Source organism: Actinoallomurus sp. NPDC052308, assembly GCF_040679195.1.
Taxonomy (GTDB): Bacteria; Actinomycetota; Actinomycetes; order Streptosporangiales; family Streptosporangiaceae; genus Actinoallomurus; species Actinoallomurus liliacearum.
The window spans coordinates 856,843-874,177 of record NZ_JBFAUM010000001.1 but is presented as its reverse complement, the minus strand read 5'-3'; the positions used below and the strand labels follow the sequence as shown (position 1 = coordinate 874,177).

Sequence of the window (17,335 nt, the reverse complement as noted above, 5' to 3'; positions counted from 1 at the left end):
ACGGGGCGGGCGTCACCGGCCGCCGGGGTGGAATGACGCGAGCGCCTTGTCGAACCGGACCGCGGCGGCACCCGGATTCCCGCCGGCGGACATGAGGGAGTATTGCTGGGTGCCCACGGCGAACCCGGAGTCGAAGGCGTAGACCTTCCCGTACTTGCCGTAGTTCCAGGAGTACTCCGCGTTGGCCCCCTCCGCACCGTGCACCGTCTCGGGATGCGGCTGGACGACCCACTGGAACCCGGAGAGGTTCTGCGGCGCGTCCTTCCCGAACATCTGCCAGTGCTTCACCGGGTCGTCCGTCCCCCAGGGGATGGTGTCCAGCTGGATGTGGTTCCCCGTCCGGTGGTCCTGCCACTTCTCGGACCGGGGACCGTTGATCGTGTGCTGCCACCCCTTCGGCACCATGAGCGTCGATCCGTCCTGGGCGGTGACCTGGTGGTAGCCCGCCGGGATCGTGTTGCGGGGCGAGGGCGTGCCCTTGGCCGACGACTGGCTCGGCTTCGTGGACTGTGAGGCGGTGGGCGGGTGCGTATTCTTCGCGGACGGGTGCCCGTCGCGGGAGAAGTAGAGCAGCAGCGCCACGGCGAGCGCGGCCACGACGAGGACGGCCCCCACGGCGACGACGACCGTCCGCGCGCCGCGCCCGGCCGCGGCCGGCGCCTGTCCGGGCCGGTCGTAGGACCGCATCCACGTCTCGTCCTGCGCGGCGCCGGCGGAGTTCATCGGACCGGTCACGCCGGGCGGCGGCCCGCTCGAATCCGGGCGGGCGGCGCCGGACGGAGCTGGGTCCTTCACCGTGGCCGGGCCGTGGGCTCGCCCGCCGGCTCCGGGGTCCGCCATGGCGGCGGAGGGATGGCTCGGCGGCGGCGGAGCCTCGGCGGCGAGACGCCAGGGGGCCGGCGGCCGCTCGTGTCCGGGATCCGCGCCGTTGCCGCCCGTCGCCGGGCCGGGGGCGGGCAGCGGCCGGGTGCCCTGCGCGGCACGGGTCAGGCCCGCCGCCGCCTCGTCCGCCGTCAGGCGGCGGGCGGGGTCCTTGTCGAGCAGGCCCATGAGCACCGGCGCGAGCGCCCCGGCGTTCCGGGGCGGCGGCGCCTCCTCCGAGATCACCGAGGTGAGCGCCGCCATCGCCTCGGGCCGGTGGTGCGGCGACTGCCCCTCGACCGCGGCGTAGAGCGTCGCGCCGAGCGCCCACAGGTCGGAGGCCGGTGAGGCCTTGTCGCCGCGCGCCCGCTCGGGGGCGATGTAGGCGGGCGAGCCCATGATCAGGCCGGTCTGGGTCAGCGTCGAGTCGCCCTCCATCGTCGCGATGCCGAAGTCGGTGATGACGACGCGCGTCGAGCGGGAGACCGGCTCGTCCGCCGCCCCGGCGAGCAGCACGTTGGCCGGCTTGACGTCCCGGTGGGTGATGCCCGCGGCGTGCGCGGTGCGCAGGGCGGCCAGCACCTGCGCGCCGATCTCGGCCACCTGGGCGGGCGGGAGTGGGCCGTCCTCGTCGATGACCTCCTGCAGGGAGCGCGCCCGGACGAACTCCATGACGATGCAGGGCCGGCCGTCCTCCTCGACGACGTCGTGCACCGTGACGATCCCCGGATGGTTGAGCCGGGCCGCCGAGCGCGCCTCACGGAGCGTGCGCTCGTACATCACCTTGTGCTCGTCCTCGCTCAGCCCGGGTGGGAAGAGGACCTCCTTGACGGCGACGTCGCGCGCGAGGAGGTCGTCATGGGCATGCCAGACGGTGCCCATGCCGCCTCGCCCGATGTGCGAGAGCAGCCGGTAGCGATGGCCGAGTACGAAACCCTCCCCCAGTGGCATAGCTGAGGACGATACCGATCAGTGATGACGGATCAGCATCGTTTGCGGCGAGTCACCGCACCAAGGTAAGGATGATCAGACCGATGACGATCAGTGCGAGAACGGTCGCGATCGCCAGGTTGCCGTGCCGGCCCGAGAGCCAGACCGGCCGGATGTCCTCGATCGCCGACCCGTGCCCGCGCCTGGGCTCGTCGATCGGCGTGTCCTCCGCCGCCGGGTCATCGGTCAGCGTCTCGCCGGGGTCCGACGGGGTCAGGACCTGGCCGGTGACCGGCATGTCCGAGGCCTCGTCGGTGTCCATCCGCGTCGTCGCCGCGGCCTGGGCGCCGGCCGTCTCCAGCACCCGGGTCGAGCCCGACCGGTCGTCCATGATGATCCGGTCGAGCATGACGGCGGCCTCGGTGGCGGTCAGCCGCGTCTCCTGCTCCTTCCGGAGCAGACCGGCGATCACGGGGGCCAGCGGCCCGGCGTGCGGGGCGGACGGCGGCTCCTCGGTGAGCACGGCCACCAGGCTCGCCATCGCCTCGGTCCGCTCGAACGGGGACTTGCCCTCCACGGCGGCGTAGAGCGTGGCGCCGAGCGACCACAGGTCGGAGGCGGGCACCGCCTGGCGGCCCTTGGCCCGCTCGGGGGCGATGTAGGCCGGCGAGCCGATCAGCATGCCGGTCTGGGTCAGCGTCGCGTCGCTCTGCGCCCGCGCGATGCCGAAGTCGGTCAGCACGGCGCGAATCGACCGCCCGTCGATGACCAGCACGTTGCTCGGCTTGACGTCGCGGTGCAGGATGCCCGCCTCGTGGGCGGTCATCAGGGCGCTCAGCATCTGCCGCCCGATCTCGGCGGCGCGTCTGGGCGAGAGCGGCCCGTCCTGCTTGATCATCTGCTCGAGGGAGCGCGCCCGGATCAACTCCATCACGATCCAGGGGCGCCCGTCCTCTTCGACGACGTCGTAGACGGCCACGACGCCGGGATGGCTGAGCCGGGCGGCGGTGCGCGCCTCGCGGAAGGTCCGCTTGTGCTGGATCTCCCGCTCCTCGTCGGAGAACCCGTGCGGGAGGATCACCTCTTTGACGGCGACGTCGCGGCCGAGCGCTTCATCTCGGGCGTGCCAGACCGTCCCCATGCCACCACGGCCTACTTCAGTGAGCAGGCGGTAACGCTGGGCAAGAAGGGGTTTTTCCGGCATAGTCCATGCACGATACCGACAGGAGGAGCGTTCATTTGGCCTGACGCTCACCTAATCCCCGGTACAAAGAAAGAATGTACGGCATGACGACGGGGGCGCGATGAGGACGACGGTGACCCAGACATGGCAGCGGGTCGTCGAGGCCGTACCCACCGCCTTGTTCTGGTACCTCCGAGTTTCAGGCGTTTTGTCCGTTCTGGCGTGGTTGTCGTCCGGGCTCATCCAGTGGTTGTCCGGCATCTGGGTGCTGCGCTCGATCAACTACTTCGGCTGGTACTCCAGCCTCCCGTACGGGCTGCTGCTCATCCTGCTGTCGGTCGGCGTCCGCCGGCGCAAGAAGGCCGCCTGGCGCATCAGCGTCGTCTTCTTCCTGCTGTTCTTCGGAGTCTGGGCCCTCGCCGGCCTCGCCGGGGGCGGGGGCGAGCTGGCCACGGCCATCGCCTTCGGCTTCGTCGTCGTGCTGCTCGTCGCCGCGCGCGGCCAGTTCTCCGCCCTGCCGGACCGCGCCAACCGGCGGCTCGCCCTCCTGGTGTTCACCGGGCTGCTCATCGTCGGCGGCGTCATCGGCACCAGCCTGGTCTTCCTGACCGACCGCGACGCGCGCGGCGCCGAGTGGACGCACCTGGTCTACGCCGGGCTGCAGACGCTCCTCGGCGCGGGCGTCAGCGGCGAGGAGCTGCACGTCAACGTGCCCGGCTGGGTCGACGGCATCCTCGGCGTGCTCGGCAGCGGCCTGCTCGTGACCACGGTGTGGGCGCTGTTCCGGCCCGGTCAGCGGCTCGCCGTCCTCGCGCCCGACGAGGAGCTGCCGGCGCGCGCCCTGCTCGCCGAGTGGGGCGAGCAGGACTCCCTGGGCTACTTCGCGCTCCGCCGCGACAAGGACATCATCTTCTCCCCCAACGGCCGGGCCGGCATCTCCTACCGGGTCGAGGGCTCGGTCTCCCTGGCCGCCGGCGACCCGCTCGGCGACCCGGAGGCCTGGGACGCCGCCATCAAGGAGTGGCTCGCCGAGTGCCGCGCGCACGCCTGGATCCCCGGCGTGATCGGCGCCAGCGAGCGCGCCGCCGCCGCGTACGGCCGGTGCGGGCTCGACGCCCTGGAGCTCGGCGACGAGGCGATCCTCGACCTGCGCGAGTTCAACCTCGAGGGCCGCGACATGCGCCAGGTACGGCAGGCCGTCCGCCGCGTGGAGCGGGCCGGCTACACCGTCCGGGTCCGCCGGCACGGCGCGATCGACGCCGAGGAGATGGCCGAGCTGATCGCCGACGCCGACCGGTGGCGCGACGGCCACACCGAGCGCGGCTTCTCCATGGCGCTGGGCCGCCTGGGCGACCCGACCGACGAGCGCTGCGTGATGGTCGAGGCGTTCGACGGCGTCGGGCGGCGGCGCGGGCTGCTCAGCTTCGTCCCCTGGGGCCGGCCCGGCCTGTCCCTGGACCTGATGCGCCGCGACCGCGACGCCGAGAACGGCCTCAACGAGTTCATGGTCGCCAAGCTGGCCGAGAACGCCGCCGTGGTCGGCGTCACCCGGGTCTCGCTGAACTTCGCCATGCTGCGCTCGGTGTTCGAGCGCGGCTCGGCGATCGGCGCCGGGCCCGTCAGCCGGCTCGCCTACCGGCTGCTGTCCTTCGCCTCGAAGTTCTGGCAGCTCGAGTCGCTCTTCCTGGCCAACGCCAAGTACAACCCGGTGTGGACGCCGCGCTTCGTGTGCTTCGAGCAGAACCGCGAGCTGATCCGGATCGGCCTGGCCATGGCCCGGGCCGAGGGCTTCCTGCCGACGCCGTTCGGTCCCCGCCTCCACACGCCCACGCCCTCCCCGGCGCTCGTCGAGCGGATCAGGGAGATCGAGGAGTCCGCGGACGCCGCCCGGATTCCGACGCGACGCCTGTCGGAGCAGGAGCGGGTGCGCCACGCCAAGCTCGACCGGCTGCGCGAGGCCGGCATCGAGCCCTACCCGCTCGGCTTCGAGCGCACCGCGACCGCGGCCGAGGTCCGCGAGCGGTTCGGGGATCTGGCCCCCGACACGCACACGGGCGAGCAGGTGGCGATCGCCGGGCGGGTCATGCTCGCCCGCGAGCACGGGAAGCTGATCTTCGCGCAGTTGCGCGACGAGACCGGCGACCTGCAGGTGATGCTCGCCGCGGACGTCGTCGACGCCGAGGCCCTGCGGGCCTGGAAGCAGCTGATCGACCTGGGCGACCAGGTCGGGGTGCGCGGCGAGGTCGTCACCTCCCGTACCGGCGAGCTGTCGGTTCTGGCCTCCTCCTGGACCCTCACCGCCAAGTGCCTGCGCCCCCTCCCGGGCGGCTTCAGCGCGCCCGGCAAGGCCCTGTCCGACGAGACCCGGGTCCGGCAGCGGTACGTCGACCTGATCGTCGGCGACGAGAGCCGGCGCATGCTGCGGATGCGCGGCGACGTCATCACGGCCCTGCGCGACCGCCTGCGCCGGGAGGACTTCCTCGAGGTCGAGACGCCCATGCTGCAGCCGGTGCACGGCGGCGCGGCGGCCAGGCCGTTCACCACCAGGATGAACGCCTACAACATGGACCTCTTCCTGCGGATCGCGCCCGAGCTGTACCTCAAGCGGCTGCTCGTCGGCGGCGCGGGCAAGGTGTTCGAGCTGAACCGCAACTTCCGCAACGAGGGCGTGTCCCCGCGGCACAACCCCGAGTTCACGATGCTGGAGGCGTACGAACCGTACGGCGACTACGACACGATGGCCGCGCTGACCCGCGAGCTCGTCACCGACGCGGCCCGCGCGGCGACCGGCACGACCGTGGTCGTCCGCGACGGCGTGGAGTACGACTTCGGCGAGCCGTGGCGCGAGATCACGGTGTACGGCTCGGTGTCCGACGCGCTCGGCGAGCAGGTCACGCCGGGCACCTCGCTGCGCACGGTGCAGAAGCACGCCGACCGGGTCGGCCTCGCGTACGACCCGGCATGGGAGCAGGGGAAGCTCGTCCAGGAGCTGTTCGAGTCGCTGGTGGAGCACACCCTGCAGGCGCCGACCTTCGTCCGCGACTACCCGGCCGCCACCTCGCCGCTCACCCGTCCGCACCGCGACGACCCGCGGCTCGCCGAGAAGTGGGACCTCATCGTCTTCGGTCTCGAGCTCGGCACGGCGTACTCCGAGCTCATCGACCCGATCATCCAGCGCCGCAACCTCACCGAGCAGTCGCTGCTGGCCGCCGGTGGCGACCCGGAGGCGATGGACCTGGACGAGGACTTCCTGCGCGCCCTCGAGTACGGCATGCCGCCCTCCGGCGGTCTCGGCATGGGCGTCGACCGGCTCCTCATCACGCTCACCGGCCGCAACATCCGCGAAACGATCACCTTCCCACTGCTGCGCCCGGGCTCGTAGGACACCGGACGGGTTCCGCAACCTGCGATCAGCGCTCGCGAACGCCTATACAGTCGTGTCGTGAGCGACAAGGACGACAACGTCACACGGCTCCCGACGAGCGAGGTGGAGGGGTACGACGACCTCCTCGAATTCGACGCGGACGAGTTCCTGCGCGAGTGGCAGGAGGCCGACCGTGCGGCGGTGGAGATCCTCCGGGACGCACTGCCCGAGGTGGTGGCCACCGCAGTTCCCGCCGAACACCTGCGCCCGGCTGCCGAAAGCATCCGTGGCGGGCTCAAGGAGTGGCCCTACCGCCATCTGGCCGCGGCCGCCGGCTGGCGCGGGCAGCCGCCCGCCGACGACGAGATCCTGTGGACGCAGGCCGCCGGGGCGCTGATCGCCATGAACGGCGAGTCCGGGCTCGGCACCCACGAGGAGAGCGCGCTGATGACCCTGCAGCACGCCGACTGGGCGGGGGCGGTGATCGGCCTGGCAAGAGCCGGCGTCGGCGCCCGGGCCTGGCCGGAGGACCTGTTCTCGTACGCGGACCGCTGCCCGGAGATCGAGGGCTCCTACGACCCGGACGACCGCGAACCGGTCGAGCAGGGCTTCGAGCTGATCGTGCCCGTCTGGGAGGCCGTCGGCGCGCTGGACGAGCACCGACGCCTCACCCCGCTCGGGCACTGGGGTCTCCCCCGTGCCCTGGCGTGGGCCTGGGAGGGCTCCCTCGACGAGGGCTGAGGCATGAGAAGAGGGCCGCGTCGCCGGACCGACGCGGCCCTCTGTCTTCGAACGTGGCCGAAGACCCTGTACCAAGAATGGGTTTTTCGGGCCGTCCCGACTAGAGTCTGCGGTCCCCATCCGAACCGGGACTCCGGACCTAGAGGGCGCCCGGCTCGAGGTCTTCGAGGAGCACGGAGACGAGGCGGTCCTCGCGGACCGCGTATCCCGCCCTGGCCATCCCCACCGAGAGACGTTCGTCCCAGGGGGTGGCGGCACGGGCGCCGCGCAGCGGATCGCGGGCGGTCCGCACGGCCTCCAGGTAGTCCTCGGCGCCCATGCGCCACGGCAGGGCGGCGTACCGGTGAACGGCCGCGGCCGTCATGCGCAGGGCCGCCCAGTCGAAGTCGCTGTGCCACCGGATCCGCGCCCCGGCGACCGCCGCCGCGGTGAGGAGACGGCGGCAGGCCACGGACGCCCGGCCCTCCGTGCACACGAGCGCGGCGCACCGCGCGCCCATCCGGGCGGCCGCCGCGCGGACCACCGCCGGGCTCTGGCACACGAAGATCTCCCGCGCCTGCGGCGTCAGCGGACCGCTCATCAGCTGCTGCAGCGTGGCCCGGAACGGCATCCCCGCGGCCGCCGCCTCATCCAGCCACCGGGCGACCGTGTGCTCTTCGGCCACGTGCAGGTTGAGGACCAGGACCTGACTGGTCAGGTCGTCGACGAGGACACCCGCGTCGTTCCAGATCCTGCGCTCGGCCGCGCGGTCGGACGGCGGCGACGCCCCCTGCCAGAGCCGCAGCGCCCACAGCACCAGGTCGGCCAGCGGAGTGGCGTACAGCGCCGTCGCGTCGCCGGTCGCCCATTCCGCGAGCACGGGGAGCGGCACGTCCCTGGCGGGCAGCCGGTCCAGTACGGCCGCGGCCCGCGCGAGGAGGTCGCCCTGCCCCTGCCGTACGAGCCGGGCGGCGGTCCCGTCCCGAGAGACCTGGCCGAGCCACGCCGAATACCACCCCTCGCCCGCGTGCCGGCCCCGCAACGCGGCCTGTAGCGCAGCGACCATCCCCGCCGCTTGTTCCGGCGCGTCGATCCGGGCCAGCGCGGCCAGCAGGCCGGTACCGTACGCCCGGCGCAGCATGCGGTCGAGTTCGCCCAGGGAGACGGTGACACGGCGGGCCCTGGACCCGTCGTGGTACCGGTCGGTGATCAGGTCGACGATCCGGCGCTCGGCGTCGGACGGGTCGGTCAACCCGATGGAGCCGACCGGCTCCCCGCCGGTCCGTTCCAGCCTGCGCCGCGCCGCGGCGAGCAACCGCTGCCACTCCGCGACGCGCAGCTCGGCGAGCTCCTTCATGAGAACGAGTCTGCCCTGTGTCCCGCCCTCCGGACCGGCGCCGGGCCCTCCGAGCCGCTCAGCCGCTGGACACGGCGCTCGCGCTGCTCGCGGCGACCGCGGCGGACGTCGCGGCCATCACCGCCGCGTGGATCGACGCGATGACCTTCGCGACGGCCCGCCCCGCCCACTGCGCCTCGGTGATCTCCTTGACGCGCCGGCGCAGGACCTTCCCGTCGACGTCCGGGAACGTTTTCCGGTCGAGACGGCAGGCATGGACGATCGCGAGGAGGGCACCGGACCGTTCGTCGGCCGGAGCGCCGTCCAGCACCGCGCGGAGCCGGGCGCGGAGCTCCTGCTCGGGCCGGGGATCGCGCTCCGGGAAGGTGGTGTGCTTGAAGAAGAGGAACTTGTGCTCCCGTTCCTCCAGGATGCCGATCGCCACGAGGCGGCCCAGGCGCCGCTTCCGGGTCTGATCCCGGCGCGTCCTGCTCACCCACTGCTCGGCCTTGCGGAGTTTGCCGTCCGCCGCGATGCGCGCCAAGAGGCCGTCGAGGTCCGGGTCGCCGAGCGGAGCCTGGTCGGCCGCGACGACGCGCCCGTCGACGAGCTGCACGCGCTCGGCGAGCGCCAGCTCCGCCAGCAACGCGCCGGCCACACCGCAGTCCAGCTCGGTGGATCCGATCAGGGCGCTGCCGTCCTCCTCCCGCAGCGCCAGCAGCAGAAGCTCATCGGCCAGTGTCAGTCGCACGTCGTCCACCTCACCGTCTCGAGGGCGATCCGGCCGGTCCCCTACCCGCCCCGCGGAAGATCACCGCCATACGGTAGGACGAGACAGGACCGGATCGAGTTCCGTGCCGTACGCCTCCCGGCGAAGCCGGGCGGTCGCGGATCTCGTACGGTGGGCCGGTGACGACGGCACTGGAAGAGCTGGCGGATCGGCTGCGGGACTTCGCCGCCGCACGCGACTGGGAGCAGTTCCACACTCCGAAGAACCTCGCCATGGCACTGGCCGGTGAGGTCGGCGAGCTGCTGGCCGAGCTGCAGTGGCTGACCCCCGAGGAGTCGGCTCGGGTGATGCGGGATCCGGAGGCGGCGGGGCGAATGCGCTCGGAGCTGGCCGACGTGACGGTCTACCTGGTCCGGCTGGCCGACCTGCTCGGCGTCGACCTGATCGAGGCCGCGCACGCCAAACTCGACGAGGGCGAACGCCGCTACGACGCCGGCACCTACCGCGGCTCCGCCCGCAAGGCCCCACCCCTCCCCTGAGACCGAAGATCGCGTCGGCCGCGCGCCCCGTCTCCTGATCGCTGAGGAACGTCGGAGCCCGCCGCTAACTTCGGGGCATGCGCCGTGAATCGCCGCTCGCTGACCTCCCCGACGGGCTGCCCGCCGGCCGCCTGATCACGCCACAGCAGACCTTCGGACCGCGGAGCAGCCCGACCGGTCCCGTCCTCTGGGTGTCGGACGAGCCGCTGGCCGACGCCGGGGCGCACTGGGCCAGGCTGTTCGCGCTGCACGAGCGGACCGGCCTCTACCCGCTGCTCCTCGCCACCTTCGGGCATGGCCCCAGCCGGCCGTGGCACGACGGGGAGCTCGATCCGCCGCTGACCGTCGGCGCCATCGACATGCTGGCCGCGGAGGGCGTGCTCCGCCGATTCTGGGACTCGGTGGTCGCGGAGCCCGCCGAGGACACCGAGGATCCGGAGCCGTCGGGCCCCTGGCCCGGGCTGGCGCCTCCGGGCGCGGATCCGGACCCGGACGCGGCGACCGAGTTCGCGGAGTCCCTGGGCGCGTCCCTGCCCTGGCTGCTCGGCCTGGTCCCCGCGGCTCGTGGCGCGGACACGATCACCCTGTGCGGCTGGCAGGGTCCGATGAACCATACGAATCACACCCAGGAGATCTCGGCCGTCCTTCGCTCCTGGGAGGAGCGGTTCGGTGTCCAGGTCGTGTCCGTCGGCTTCGCCACGCTCCATGTGTCCGTGGCGGCGCCCCCGAAGACGCCGGAGCACGCCCGCCAGGTGGCCGCCGAGCACCTCGCCTTCTGCCCCGACAACATCCGGCAGGGCTGCGGTGACCTCGATGCGTACGCCGAGGATCTCATCGACGAGACCTCCTGGTCCTTCTGGTGGGACTGAACGGCGCCTCGTCCGGCCGCTGATCGCTGGCGTCCGCTGCTCTCTTGGCTCAGCGACCGCCAGGGATCTGTGAGTGTTTGGGGCCCCTCGTCCGAGAGCGGCGCCGACTCGGCAAGACCGCAGCCGAATTAGGGAACAGCCGCACCACTAACGACTGCCCGGACATCTGGGAACTGGACAACGGTGACATCGCGATCGTCGGGCGGGACATGACAACAGCGTTCGCCGACCGGCTGCCCGCAGACGTTCACATCGGTGCCGACGAACGCCTCGTCGTCATCCCCGGGAACATGTTGAGTGCCGCGAAGCCGGATATTCGGGATGCTTGACCGTATCCGCAGCATTCCGGGACAGACGCTAGACGTCGCGTCCTATCACGCTCTACGACAAGATGTGGAGATGCAATGGTTCAAGATTCTGGCCGAGGAAGGAACCTCAATTGGCGTCCTTGACGCCGGGCAGATCGAATCCACCGAACGCGACGCCGTCCTCCCTGAGGTCGTCGTCGACGAACACGCGCTCTACCACGTCAGCATGACGCGGCATAGAGCGGTATCCTGCATAACCCTGAGCATGCGATAGCTGTTCGTGATCGTGCAACTGCTTTGGGTCGATAGCCCCAAGAAGGAGCGCGAGCATGCGAGCGACATCCCCCACCGCCCGTCGTCGTCGGCTTGGCGCGGAGCTGCGCCGCTTCCGCGAGGCCGCCGGCCTCACCAGCTACGAAGCCGCCGAACGCCTCGGCTGGGCATCCAACTCCAAGATCTCCCGCATCGAGAACGGCCGCATCTCGGTCACCTGGAGCGACGTCGCCGCCATGCTCGACCTGTACGGCGCAGGCCCCGGCGAGACCCGCGATCGCCTCATCACCCTCGCCCGCCGGTCCAAGGAGAAGAGCTGGTGGCAGCCCTACAGCGACCTGCTGGACAAGGAGTACGCCACCGTCATCGACCTGGAGACCGCCGCCTCAGGTCTCCGCATCTTCCAGGCCCTGGCCATCCCCGGCCTGCTCCAGACCCCCGACTACGCCCGAACCATCATCACCCGCAGCGGACCACTCGACCTCGACGAATCGGAAGTCGAACGCCGCGTCGAGCTACGCGTGCAGCGCCAGACCATCTTGGCGCAGGAGGGTGGTTTCGATCTCTGGGCCATACTCGACGAAGCGGCTCTCCGGCGGATGATCGGCGACCCTACGGTTATGCGCGAGCAGCTCCTACACCTGAACCATGAAGCTCGACGTCCCCACGTCACCGTGCAAGTCGTACCGTACGCCGTCGGTCCGCATGCATCTCTCGCAGGCTCCATCGGAATCTACTCATTCTCCGAGCCAAGCGACCGCGACGTCGCCTTCGTGGAGACACTCGCCGGTCACCTCATCCTTTAGCGCGACGCCGACCTCAAAACGGCTAGTATCGGATTCGATCACCTTCGCGCGAAGGCGCTCAGCGCCGCCGACTCCGTCGACCTGATCGCCACGATCGCGGAGTCGTACTGATGAGCGAGAGGGAGCACATATGGCGACTGCCGGGCTCCAGACTGCCGTCCGATGGCGAAGGAGTGTCAACAGCCAGACTCAAGGTGATCAGTGTGTCGAAGTAGCGCTCGTTATAAGCAGCGAAAGTATAGATCTACCTCACACAACTTAGGCTCCCTGAGATGACCGGCGGTCAGGACAACTCGGCGAGTAGTGCGTCGAAGGCGTCCTCGGCGACGACGGGGATCCCGTACGCGGAGGCCTTGCGCGCCTTACCGGACAACGACTCCGGGTCGGCGGCCACGACGAGCGCCGTCTTCTTCGTCACGCCAGAGCCGACCGCCAGGCCCGCCACTCTCCAGGAGGGCGAGGTAGGAGTCGACGACGGCGTCGGAGGACCGCGGCAGCCGCTCGGCCAGGCGAGCGAGGAAGTCGTTCGGGGTCGCGGAGGCGCAGCCTCGGCGGACCGGAGCGACGGAGGAAGGGGGGCAGCGCCGGCCAGGTCAGGGCGGCCACGCGCCACAGCAGGTCCTCCCACGGTGGCGGGGTGCCCACTTTGCCCAGGTAACAGGAGAGCAACCCGGCCGCCGCGCGGGCGTCGTTCAAGGCATCGTGCTGATTGTCGAGGGCGACACCGGCGGCCTGGCAGCAGGCGGCCAACGCTCGTTTCGAACCCGGCAGGAACTCGGCCGCCATCCGCATGGTGCAGAGGCCGTGTCGGTGATCCAGCGGGGTCGTCACACCGAGTCGCGCATACTCGGCGGCCAGGAATCTCGCGTCGAACGGGAGATTGTGCGCGACCGTCACACGACTCGCCAGAAGCTGCGCCAAGGTGGGAGCGATCGCCGCGAAAGACGGTGCCTGCCGGACGTCGTTCGCGCGGATGCCGTGGATGCCGGTCGGGCCGAGATCACGCTGCGGATTGATGAGGGTGGCCCACTCGCCGGTCGCCCTGCCGAGGGGATCCAATTGGACGACGGCGACCTCGATGATCCGGTCGGTGCCCCCGGCGTACAGGCCAGTGGTCTCCACATCGACGATGGCATACCCCTGCATCGCGCCTCCCTGAATCCGCCCGTGCTCCGAAGAGCCCTTGCGGGAGACGCGGCGACAGCGGCATTGGAGTATGCAGCGGCCGGACGCGGTCACTCGTTGCGAGATCACCATGGCAGCGGTAGTGCTGATCCCTGGCGGTCGCCCTGTGTCTCCGCTCGGCGAGCGCCAGGGACCAGCCGTCCTCGGGGCCTCCGGTCAGGAGACCGTGCAGGCGGATCCGTTGAGGGTGAAGGCCGACGGCTTGGCGGTGTCGCCGGTGTGGGTGGCCTGGAAGCCGAAGCTCGTCGACGCGCCCGGTGCCAGGGAGCCGTTGTAGGAGACGTTCGTCGTGGTCACCTGGCCGCTCGAACCGGTGAAGGCGGCGTTCCAGCCGGACGTGATCGTCTGGCCGCCGGGCAGGGTGAAGGCCAGGGACCAGCCGTTGATCGCCGAGCTGCCGGTGTTGGTGATGGTGATGTTCTCGGTCAGGCCGGTGTTCCAGGCGCTCACCGTGTCACTGACCGCGCAGGGACCCGGCCCGCCCGGCGGAGTCGGGGTCGGGGTCGGGGTCGGCGTGGGCGTAGGGGTCGAGCCGTCGCCGATGAGGCCCATGAAGCGCAGGGCCAGCTCGCCCATCCCGGTCTGGTAGACGCCGTGGCCGGCACCCTGAACGCTGACGCCCTCGACCGGTGCGGTGATGCCCGTCCCCCCGTAACGCGTGCGGGTCCACGACGACTGCGGGTGGTCGGTGTAACTCGGTGTCTGGCTGACGCCGAGCACGTTGGTCCACTCCTTGATCTCCTCGCCGAAGTTGTTGTAGTTCAGCGTGCCGTCGGCCGTGCCGTGCCAGACCTCCATGCGCGGGCGTGCCCCCGTGTAACCCGGATAGGCGGCACGGACGAGGTCGCCCCACTGCTGCGGCGTCTTGCTGATCTGCCCATTCGCGCAGGCGCTGTTCCACATCGACCCGTCAGTGGTGGCGAAGCAGCCGAACGGAACCCCGGCGAACGCCGCGCCGGCCTTGAAGACGTCGGGGTAGTCGCCGAGCAGCACGTTGGTCATCATCGCGCCGGAGGACTCGCCGGTGGCGTACACCCGGCTCGCGTCGGCGTTACGGTGCTGTTCCTCCCACTGGACCATCGACATGATGCCCGCCGGGTCGCTGTTCCCATTGTGTTTGAGCGCGCCGGCCGTCGACACGTCGAAGCAGGAGCCGCTGCGGGTCGCCGAGGGGTAGACGATGATGAAGCCGTACCTGTCCGCGAGCTGGGGGAACTCCGGACGGCCCGAGTACATCGCCGGCCCTGACCCGGTGCAGTAGTGCGAGACCACGAGGATCGCCGGGTGCGCCGCGACCGAGTTCGGCACGTACTCATACATTCGCAGGTTCGTCGGGTTGTCGCCGAAGTTCGTCACCTCGACCAGCGACGCCGCCGACGCGCTGTGCATGGACGCCAGCCCGCCGCCCGCGGCCAGCAGCGTGGCGAGCAGTGTCGCCACGCCCTTCCTCTTCAGCTTCATGACCGCGTCGGTCCTCCTCACGATGCGGCGGGCTGGGTGGGACGGCCCACGCGGTATAACGGGAATCCCTCCGGTGTTCCGGACAGGCGAACGCTAAGAACGGCGTGTCCAGGCGGTCAACGCCCCAGGCTGAGAGACCGCCGCGACCTGGGGTGACGCGCGAAAGTTTCATGCCCGGCCCACGCCGGCCGGCTGGGCCGAGGCGGGGAACCGCCGACGGCCGTCCGCTCCCGTACCAGGCGGAATGCCACCACCGCGCCGATCATCCCGCACTCCTACGGGTGTCGGCGGGGGTCGAACGGACGTGAGGTCCGTTGACAGTCCTGGGGCCGGATCTCAGCATGAGGCGACTTTGATCACCGGCGATTGGATCACTGATGCGCCTCCGTCCCGCCGTCGCCGCGGCGCTGACCGCGTTCGTCGCGGCCGTCTCATCCGCCGGGCCCGCCTCGGCGGGCGCCCGCGCCGCCGACCCACCCGTGAACGTCACCGTGAACGCGCGAGCGGGGCTGGCGACCATGCCCGCGACCGGGCTGGGCGTCAATGACGCGGTCTGGGACGCCGAACTCGGCACCACCGCGGTGTCGGACCGGTTGCAGGCGGCCGGCGTGCGGATGATCCGGTATCCGGGCGGTTCGTACGGGGACATCTATCACTGGAAGACCAACACCGCGCCGGGCGGCTACGTCGCCCCGAACACCGACTTCGACACCTTCATGGCCTCTGTACGGCGGGTCGGCGCGCAGCCGATGGTCATCGCCAACTACGGCACCGGGACGCCCGAAGAGGCGGCCGACTGGGTCCGGTACGCCAACGTGACCAAGGGGTACGGCGCGAAGTACTGGACGATCGGCAACGAGAACTACGGAAACGGCCACTACGGATCCGACTGGGAGGCCGACGACCACGCCGACAAGAGCCCCTCCGCGTACGCCAACGGCGTCGTCGCATACGCCGACGCGATGAAGGCGGTCGACCCCACGATCAAGGTCGGTGCCGTGCTCACCATGCCGGCGAACTGGCCGGACGCGGTGGTCGGCGACGGTGACTCGGCGAACTGGAACCAGACGGTGCTCTCGATCGCCGGATCGAAGATCGACTTCGTGGACGTGCACTGGTACCCGGGCGGCACCACCGCCGGCGAGTCCCTGGCCAGGCCGGGGCAGATCGACGACGCCATGTACCTGCTGCGGCGGCAGATCGCCCGGTATGCCGGGGACGGCACCGGCCGCATCGGCATCAGCCTCACCGAGACCAACGTGGGCGTGGGCGAGGACACCCAGCCGGCCGCGCTCTTCCTGGCCGACGCGTACAGCGGGCTGCTCGCGAACGGCGTCTTCACGGTCGACTGGTGGAACGTCCACAACGGGATCGGCACGGTCTCCACGGTGGCCGGCCAGACCGACTACGGCGACTTCGGCATGCTCTCCAGCGGGGGCTGCACGTCCGACGGGGCGACCTGCGAGCCGCCGCTCAACACGCCGTTCGCCCCGTACCACGGCCTGTCCATGATGAACGACTTCGCCCGCCCCGGGGACCAGTTCGTCCGGGCCGGCACCGACCAGGCCCTGGTCACCGCGCACGCCGCGCGCCGCCCGAACGGGGACCTCGCGGTGCTGCTGGTGAACAAGGACCCGGACAACGCCCACCCGGTGAGCATCGACTACGCCGGTTACACCCCCGCCGCCGCGGTGCCGACCGTGTACTCGTTCGGGAACGGCGACACCTCCGTGCACTCGGTCCAGACCGGCAGCGCGACGAGCCAGACCCTGCCGCCGTACTCGTTGACCACGCTCGTCCTGCACCCGGCGAGCACGCCCGCAGGAGCGCCCGCGACGCCCGGGCAACCGACCGCCTCGGCGGTCACCGACCGATCCGCGACGATCTCCTGGCCTGCGGCCGCCGCGGGCGCCCATCCGGTCGCCAAGTACGAGGTGTACCGGCAGAACGGCACGATCAGTGAAGAACTCGGTGAGACCGCCGGCACCTCGCTCACGGTCCGCAACCTCGATCCCGGCACCCGGTACACGGTGAACGTCCTCGCCCGCGACACCGCCGGGAAGGTGTCCTGGGCCTCGCCGCCGCTCACGTTCACCACCGGCAGCCCGGCGAGCAGCGCCTGCACCGTCCGCTTCACCGACCAGAACGACTGGGCCAGCGGCTACGTCGCCGGCGTGGACGTCACGAACAACGGTCCCGACCCGCTCGACGGCTGGACCCTGACGTTCACGTGGCCGACCGGATGGCAGCAGCTGAGCAGCGGCTGGAACGCCACGTGGACCCAGGACGGCCGGGACGTCAAGGCCACCAACCTCGACACGAACGGGAGGCTGGCCGCGGGCGCCACCGTGAGCATCGGCTTCGTCGGGGCCTACACCGGCCCGAACGTCCTCCCCGGGACGTTCCGGCTCAACGGAACGGTCTGCACGGTGGCCGAGTGACCGAAGGAGCACTGATCCCTGGCGTCTGCTGCGCCTCCTCGCTCAGCGGGCGCCAGTGATCCCCTTCCACTGGTACCGTCCTGCTTCCAACACACGGACAGAACGGACATAACGCCATGGCCGAACCGGTGAAGGGCCCCGCCAGTTACTTTCCGTCGATCGAGAAGAAGTACGGCCGCCCGATCGCCGAGTGGCAGGAGCTGATCCGCTCCTCGCCGCTCACCAAGCACATGGACCTCGTCTCCTGGCTGAAGACCGAGCACGGCCTGGGTCACGGCCACGCCAACGCGCTCGTCGCCCACACCCTCGCCGAGGACAGCGCCGAGTAG

At 70.9% G+C, this 17,335-nt stretch carries 16 protein-coding genes; 8 read left to right on the top strand and 8 right to left on the bottom strand.

All coding sequences use genetic code 11. The annotated features are described in order from the left end of the window. Positions 1-12 precede the first annotated feature (12 nt). Complete coding sequence (locus AB0L00_RS04420) at positions 13-1,812, bottom strand: protein kinase (protein WP_364428172.1); 1,800 nt, start codon at positions 1,810-1,812, stop codon at positions 13-15. Between the two features lie 52 nt (positions 1,813-1,864). Continuing rightward, positions 1,865-2,995 (bottom strand): serine/threonine-protein kinase, encoded by a 1,131-nt coding sequence (locus tag AB0L00_RS04415; protein ID WP_364428170.1) that lies wholly within the window; start codon positions 2,993-2,995, stop codon positions 1,865-1,867. A gap of 112 nt (positions 2,996-3,107) precedes the next feature. Between AB0L00_RS04415 and lysX the strand changes: the two genes are divergently transcribed. Beyond that, complete coding sequence (gene lysX / locus AB0L00_RS04410) at positions 3,108-6,356, top strand: bifunctional lysylphosphatidylglycerol synthetase/lysine--tRNA ligase LysX (protein WP_364428167.1); 3,249 nt, start codon at positions 3,108-3,110, stop codon at positions 6,354-6,356. A gap of 60 nt (positions 6,357-6,416) precedes the next feature. After that, on the top strand, positions 6,417-7,079 hold the full coding sequence (locus AB0L00_RS04405; protein WP_364428164.1) for a hypothetical protein: 663 nt from the start codon (positions 6,417-6,419) through the stop codon (positions 7,077-7,079). Positions 7,080-7,218: 139 nt separating this feature from the next. On the opposite strand, the gene AB0L00_RS04400 is transcribed toward AB0L00_RS04405, so the two are convergent. Next, entirely contained in the window at positions 7,219-8,415 is a 1,197-nt protein-coding gene (locus AB0L00_RS04400) for a TIGR02679 family protein (protein WP_364428161.1), read from the bottom strand. A 58-nt stretch (positions 8,416-8,473) separates the two neighbouring features. Then, positions 8,474-9,145 (bottom strand): GPP34 family phosphoprotein, encoded by a 672-nt coding sequence (locus AB0L00_RS04395; protein WP_364428159.1) that lies wholly within the window; start codon positions 9,143-9,145, stop codon positions 8,474-8,476. A gap of 158 nt (positions 9,146-9,303) precedes the next feature. Here AB0L00_RS04395 and AB0L00_RS04390 point away from each other — a divergent pair, with 158 nt between their 5' ends. The 3 genes from AB0L00_RS04390 to AB0L00_RS04380 all read left to right on the top strand — a co-directional run bounded on the left by AB0L00_RS04390 (position 9,304) and on the right by AB0L00_RS04380 (position 10,861). Then, positions 9,304-9,663 (top strand): nucleotide pyrophosphohydrolase, encoded by a 360-nt coding sequence (locus AB0L00_RS04390; protein ID WP_364428157.1) that lies wholly within the window; start codon positions 9,304-9,306, stop codon positions 9,661-9,663. 77 nt (positions 9,664-9,740) lie between these two features. Further along, positions 9,741-10,532, top strand: a complete 792-nt coding sequence (locus tag AB0L00_RS04385) for a DUF4253 domain-containing protein (RefSeq protein WP_364428154.1) — start codon at positions 9,741-9,743, stop codon at positions 10,530-10,532. Positions 10,533-10,609: 77 nt separating this feature from the next. Next, positions 10,610-10,861, top strand: a complete 252-nt coding sequence (locus AB0L00_RS04380) for a hypothetical protein (protein WP_364428151.1) — start codon at positions 10,610-10,612, stop codon at positions 10,859-10,861. Positions 10,862-10,967: 106 nt separating this feature from the next. On the opposite strand, the gene AB0L00_RS04375 is transcribed toward AB0L00_RS04380, so the two are convergent. Next, positions 10,968-11,171 (bottom strand): hypothetical protein, encoded by a 204-nt coding sequence (locus tag AB0L00_RS04375; protein ID WP_364428149.1) that lies wholly within the window; start codon positions 11,169-11,171, stop codon positions 10,968-10,970. Between AB0L00_RS04375 and AB0L00_RS04370 the strand changes: the two genes are divergently transcribed. Continuing rightward, the gene (locus AB0L00_RS04370; RefSeq protein ID WP_364428146.1) at positions 11,170-11,919 is read left to right on the top strand and encodes a helix-turn-helix transcriptional regulator; all 750 of its coding nucleotides are present in this window, start codon (positions 11,170-11,172) and stop codon (positions 11,917-11,919) included. The genes AB0L00_RS04375 and AB0L00_RS04370 overlap by 2 nt on opposite strands. Before the next feature lie 283 nt (positions 11,920-12,202). Here AB0L00_RS04370 and AB0L00_RS04365 read toward each other — a convergent pair whose 3' ends face one another. The 3 genes from AB0L00_RS04365 to AB0L00_RS04355 all read right to left on the bottom strand — a co-directional run bounded on the left by AB0L00_RS04365 (position 12,203) and on the right by AB0L00_RS04355 (position 14,565). Further along, positions 12,203-12,337, bottom strand: a complete 135-nt coding sequence (locus AB0L00_RS04365; RefSeq protein WP_364428143.1) for a hypothetical protein — start codon at positions 12,335-12,337, stop codon at positions 12,203-12,205. Then, positions 12,334-13,065: a 3'-5' exonuclease gene (locus tag AB0L00_RS04360; RefSeq protein ID WP_364428140.1), complete on the bottom strand. Its 732-nt coding sequence runs from the start codon at positions 13,063-13,065 to the stop codon at positions 12,334-12,336. Before AB0L00_RS04360 ends, AB0L00_RS04365 begins: the two co-directional genes overlap by 4 nt. 195 nt (positions 13,066-13,260) lie before the next feature. Next, entirely contained in the window at positions 13,261-14,565 is a 1,305-nt protein-coding gene (locus AB0L00_RS04355; RefSeq protein ID WP_364428137.1) for a PHB depolymerase family esterase, read from the bottom strand. Between the two features lie 377 nt (positions 14,566-14,942). On the opposite strand from AB0L00_RS04355, the gene AB0L00_RS04350 reads away from it, so the two are divergent. Continuing rightward, the gene (locus AB0L00_RS04350) at positions 14,943-17,006 is read left to right on the top strand and encodes a cellulose binding domain-containing protein (RefSeq protein WP_364428134.1); all 2,064 of its coding nucleotides are present in this window, start codon (positions 14,943-14,945) and stop codon (positions 17,004-17,006) included. Positions 17,007-17,122: 116 nt separating this feature from the next. Continuing rightward, complete coding sequence (locus AB0L00_RS04345; RefSeq protein WP_364428132.1) at positions 17,123-17,335, top strand: DUF4287 domain-containing protein; 213 nt, start codon at positions 17,123-17,125, stop codon at positions 17,333-17,335.

Excerpts from the sequence above, each read along its gene's own strand:
- AB0L00_RS04370 (WP_364428146.1), top strand. The coding sequence starts at position 11,170 with ATGCGAGCGACATCCCCCACCGCCCGTCGTCGTCGGCTTGGCGCGGAG.
- AB0L00_RS04355 (WP_364428137.1), bottom strand. The coding sequence starts at position 14,565 with ATGAAGCTGAAGAGGAAGGGCGTGGCGACACTGCTCGCCACGCTGCTG.
- AB0L00_RS04345 (WP_364428132.1), top strand. The coding sequence starts at position 17,123 with ATGGCCGAACCGGTGAAGGGCCCCGCCAGTTACTTTCCGTCGATCGAG.
- AB0L00_RS04375 (WP_364428149.1), bottom strand. The coding sequence starts at position 11,171 with ATGCTCGCGCTCCTTCTTGGGGCTATCGACCCAAAGCAGTTGCACGAT.
- AB0L00_RS04415 (WP_364428170.1), bottom strand. The coding sequence starts at position 2,995 with ATGCCGGAAAAACCCCTTCTTGCCCAGCGTTACCGCCTGCTCACTGAA.
- AB0L00_RS04350 (WP_364428134.1), top strand. The coding sequence starts at position 14,943 with ATGCGCCTCCGTCCCGCCGTCGCCGCGGCGCTGACCGCGTTCGTCGCG.
- AB0L00_RS04400 (WP_364428161.1), bottom strand. The coding sequence starts at position 8,415 with ATGAAGGAGCTCGCCGAGCTGCGCGTCGCGGAGTGGCAGCGGTTGCTC.
- AB0L00_RS04385 (WP_364428154.1), top strand. The coding sequence starts at position 9,741 with ATGCGCCGTGAATCGCCGCTCGCTGACCTCCCCGACGGGCTGCCCGCC.
- AB0L00_RS04360 (WP_364428140.1), bottom strand. The coding sequence starts at position 13,065 with ATGCAGGGGTATGCCATCGTCGATGTGGAGACCACTGGCCTGTACGCC.
- AB0L00_RS04420 (WP_364428172.1), bottom strand. The coding sequence starts at position 1,812 with ATGCCACTGGGGGAGGGTTTCGTACTCGGCCATCGCTACCGGCTGCTC.